The organism is Streptococcus sp. GMD6S, from assembly GCF_000297015.1.
Genome location: NZ_AJRH01000371.1, coordinates 1 through 3,173, shown reverse-complemented (window position 1 = coordinate 3,173; position 3,173 = coordinate 1). Strand labels below are relative to the sequence as shown.

Genomic DNA, 3,173 nt, shown 5'->3' with positions numbered 1-3,173 from the left:
TAAAGCCCAAGGAACGATAAAATCCCAAGGTTTTCTCTGTTTGGTCTGTCACCAGTTGAACTTGATAGGCATCTTTGAAATCCCCTAAAGCCTCTTTCATCAAGGCGCCGCCAATCCCTTGACGCTGATAGCTAGGCAAAACAATCAAATCCTGGACAAAAACCGATGAAAAACCATCTCCGACCAAACGAACCAAGCCCACAACAGCATCGCCATCAAGTGCCATATAAATCGCTAATGAGTGAGACAAGGCCTGCTCCAGCATTTGGGGTTGATGTGTATAATTTGTCCATCCAACTGCCTGATAGAGATGCAAAACATCTTCTAACTTGACAACTTCTTGCTTTCTCACGCTAATCATGTCATCACCTCTTAGAGTTCTCTCAAGCTCTTGTACTGCCGTCCATCTTTATCAAAGTTTTCGGGAGCCAGCCATGCTTCCAAACGAGCTTTAACTTGAGGCCAGTCCTTATCAATCATAGAGAGCCAATCCGTATCCCTCGTACGCCCCTTATAAATGACTGCCTGGCGGAAGGTTCCTTCATAGACAAAGCCCAAACGTTCTGCTGCTCGTCTGGATGGCAGATTTAGAGCATCGCATTTCCACTCATAGCGACGATAGTTAAGCTCCTCAAAAACATAGCGAGCTAGGAGATATTGAGCCTCTGTCCCTATACGTGTTCCCCTTAATTCTGGAGAAAAAGTGACGGCACCCACTTCTATTACTCGGTTATTCTGGTCAATACGCATGAGAGAAAAAGTCCCCAAAGCCTTACCAGTTGCCTTGTCTATAATCGCATAGTAAAAACGGTCCTTACGAGCCAACATCTGATTTAAGACGGTAACCAGTTCCTCCATATCTGCCACCGGCTCCTGAAAGAGGTAGGTCCACATCTCCCGAGGAGTATCTGGACCATAAACAGCTAATAAATCCTCCGCATGCTTTTCCACCGAAAGAGCCTCTATCCGAGCGTAGCGCCCTTCTAAGAAATCAATGGAAGGCAATTCTCCTGGAGTATAACCTTCCATTGACTCACCAATCATCTGACCATATTCGTTTACTGGCATCGTTTTCTCCTTGATTCACTTTTCAAACTTTATAATTGCACATAGTATATCATACTTTCATGAAAAAATTCAAAAAATCCTTCAGATTCTACTCTGAAGGATTCATTTCTTATTTAATAACGATATTAACAAGTTTGGTTGGCTTCAATAGTCCAGTGTACTATTGAAGGTGGCAGATAGAGCTAATAAACTCGTTATTTCACAACAATATTAACCAATTTATTTGGTACACTAATCACCTTCACGATTTCCTTGCCGTCAATGTCCGCTTTGACTTTTTCGTCAGCCAGAGCAATTTCTTGCAATTCTTCGCGTGACAGGTCTTTAGCGACCATGAGTTTGGCACGGACTTTTCCTTTGATTTGGATGACGATTTCGATTTCGTCTTCAACCAATTTACTTTCGTCCCAAGTTGGCCAAGCCACGTAAGAGATGGATTCACCTGTTGCTGTAACTGTTTGCCAAAGTTCTTCTGCCAAGTGAGGTGCAAATGGGGCAATCAATTGGATAAAGCCTTTGGCGTAGTCCACATAGAGTTTGTCTTCCTTGTTAGCAGCGTTGACAAAGACCATGAGTTGGGCAATAGCTGTGTTGAATTTCATGGATTCGATTTGCTCAGTTACAGCTTTAACGGTTTCATTGTAAACCTTGTCAAGAGCACCATTGTTTTCCGCAACAATTTCTTTACTTGTGATCAAACGGTAAACACGGTCAAGGAATTTACGGCTTCCTTCCAGACCTTCTTCTGACCAAGCGATGGAAGCATCGAGTGGCCCCATGAACATTTCATAAACACGAAGGGTATCGGCACCATATTGTTCCACCACATCGTCTGGGTTAACAACGTTCTTGAGCGATTTAGACATCTTAGCAGGTGCTTGCTCCAGTTCTTCTCCTGTTTCCACATGGAAGAAAGAACCGTCACGTTTTTCAACCTTGTCAGTCGCTACAAGAGCTCCACGGTGGTCACGGTAGCTTGTTCCCAAAATCATCCCTTGGTTAAAGAGTTTTTGGAATGGTTCTTTAGTTGGAACAACACCGAGGTCATAGAGGAATTTGTGCCAGAAACGAGCGTAAAGCAAGTGAAGAACGGCATGCTCCGCACCACCTACGTAGATATCTACTGGCAACCATTGTTTGAGGAGGTCCTCATCAGCCAATTTCTCAGTATTGTGTGGATCGATATAGCGGAGGTAGTACCAACTTGAACCAGCCCATTGTGGCATGGTGTTGGTTTCACGACGACCTTTAACACCATCTTCACGCGTCACTTCAAGCCAGTCGGTCAAGTTAGCCAATGGGCTTTCCCCAGTACCTGAAGGGCGGATATCCTTGGTGACTGGCAAGACAAGTGGCAATTCACTTTCAGGAACAGCTGTTGAAGTCCCATCTTCCCAATGAATGATTGGGATTGGCTCACCCCAGTAACGTTGACGGCTAAAGAGCCAGTCGCGGAGACGGTAGGTAACCTTCTCTTGACCGCAACCTTTCTCTTCCAACCAAGCCACAATCTTAGCAATAGCGTCTTCTTTGTTCAGTCCATCAAGGAAGTCTGAATTGACATGAAGACCATCTTCTGTGTAGGCAGCGTCTGCTACATTTCCACCTTCAAGCACTTCTACGATTGGAAGGTCAAATTGTTTGGCAAATTCCCAGTCACGTTGGTCGTGGGCAGGAACAGCCATTACCGCACCTGTACCATAGCTAGCAAGAACATAGTCGGCAATCCAGATTGGGATTTCTTTGCCATTGACAGGGTTGATGGCATAAGCGCCCGTCCAAACCCCTGTTTTTTCCTTGGCAAGATCGGTACGAGCCAAGTCAGACTTGAGACTAGTTTGGTGTTTGTAGTCCGCAACTGCATCAGCTTGTTCTGGACTTGTAATCGCATCAACCAAGTCATGCTCAGGAGCCAAGACAGTGAAGGTCGCACCGAAAAGAGTATCAGGACGAGTGGTAAAGACGGTGAATTCCTTGTCAATCCCTTTCACTTTAAAGGTGACATTGGCACCAGTTGATTTCCCAATCCAGTTGCGTTGCATGTCCTTGATAGACTCTGGCCAATCCAACTCATCCAAGTCATTAAGCAAGCGCTCTGCATAGGC

Annotated in this window: 3 protein-coding genes; all 3 read right to left on the bottom strand. The window is 45.1% G+C overall.

All coding sequences use genetic code 11. From position 1 onward, the window contains the following. On the bottom strand, window positions 1-361 hold a 361-nt coding region (locus tag GMD6S_RS11745), incomplete at its 3' end, for a GNAT family N-acetyltransferase (RefSeq protein ID WP_000626620.1). An 11-nt stretch (window positions 362-372) separates the two neighbouring features. Then, window positions 373-1,068: a GNAT family N-acetyltransferase gene (locus GMD6S_RS11740; protein WP_001144921.1), complete on the bottom strand. Its 696-nt coding sequence runs from the start codon at window positions 1,066-1,068 to the stop codon at window positions 373-375. 194 nt (window positions 1,069-1,262) lie between these two features. Continuing rightward, window positions 1,263-3,173: leucine--tRNA ligase (gene leuS / locus GMD6S_RS11735; protein ID WP_000962927.1), on the bottom strand; the 1,911-nt coding region annotated here is incomplete at its 5' end.

Bases quoted from the DNA above. Each gene is read 5' to 3' on its own strand.
- GMD6S_RS11740 (WP_001144921.1), bottom strand. From the start codon at position 1,068: ATGCCAGTAAACGAATATGGTCAGATGATTGGTGAGTCAATGGAAGGT.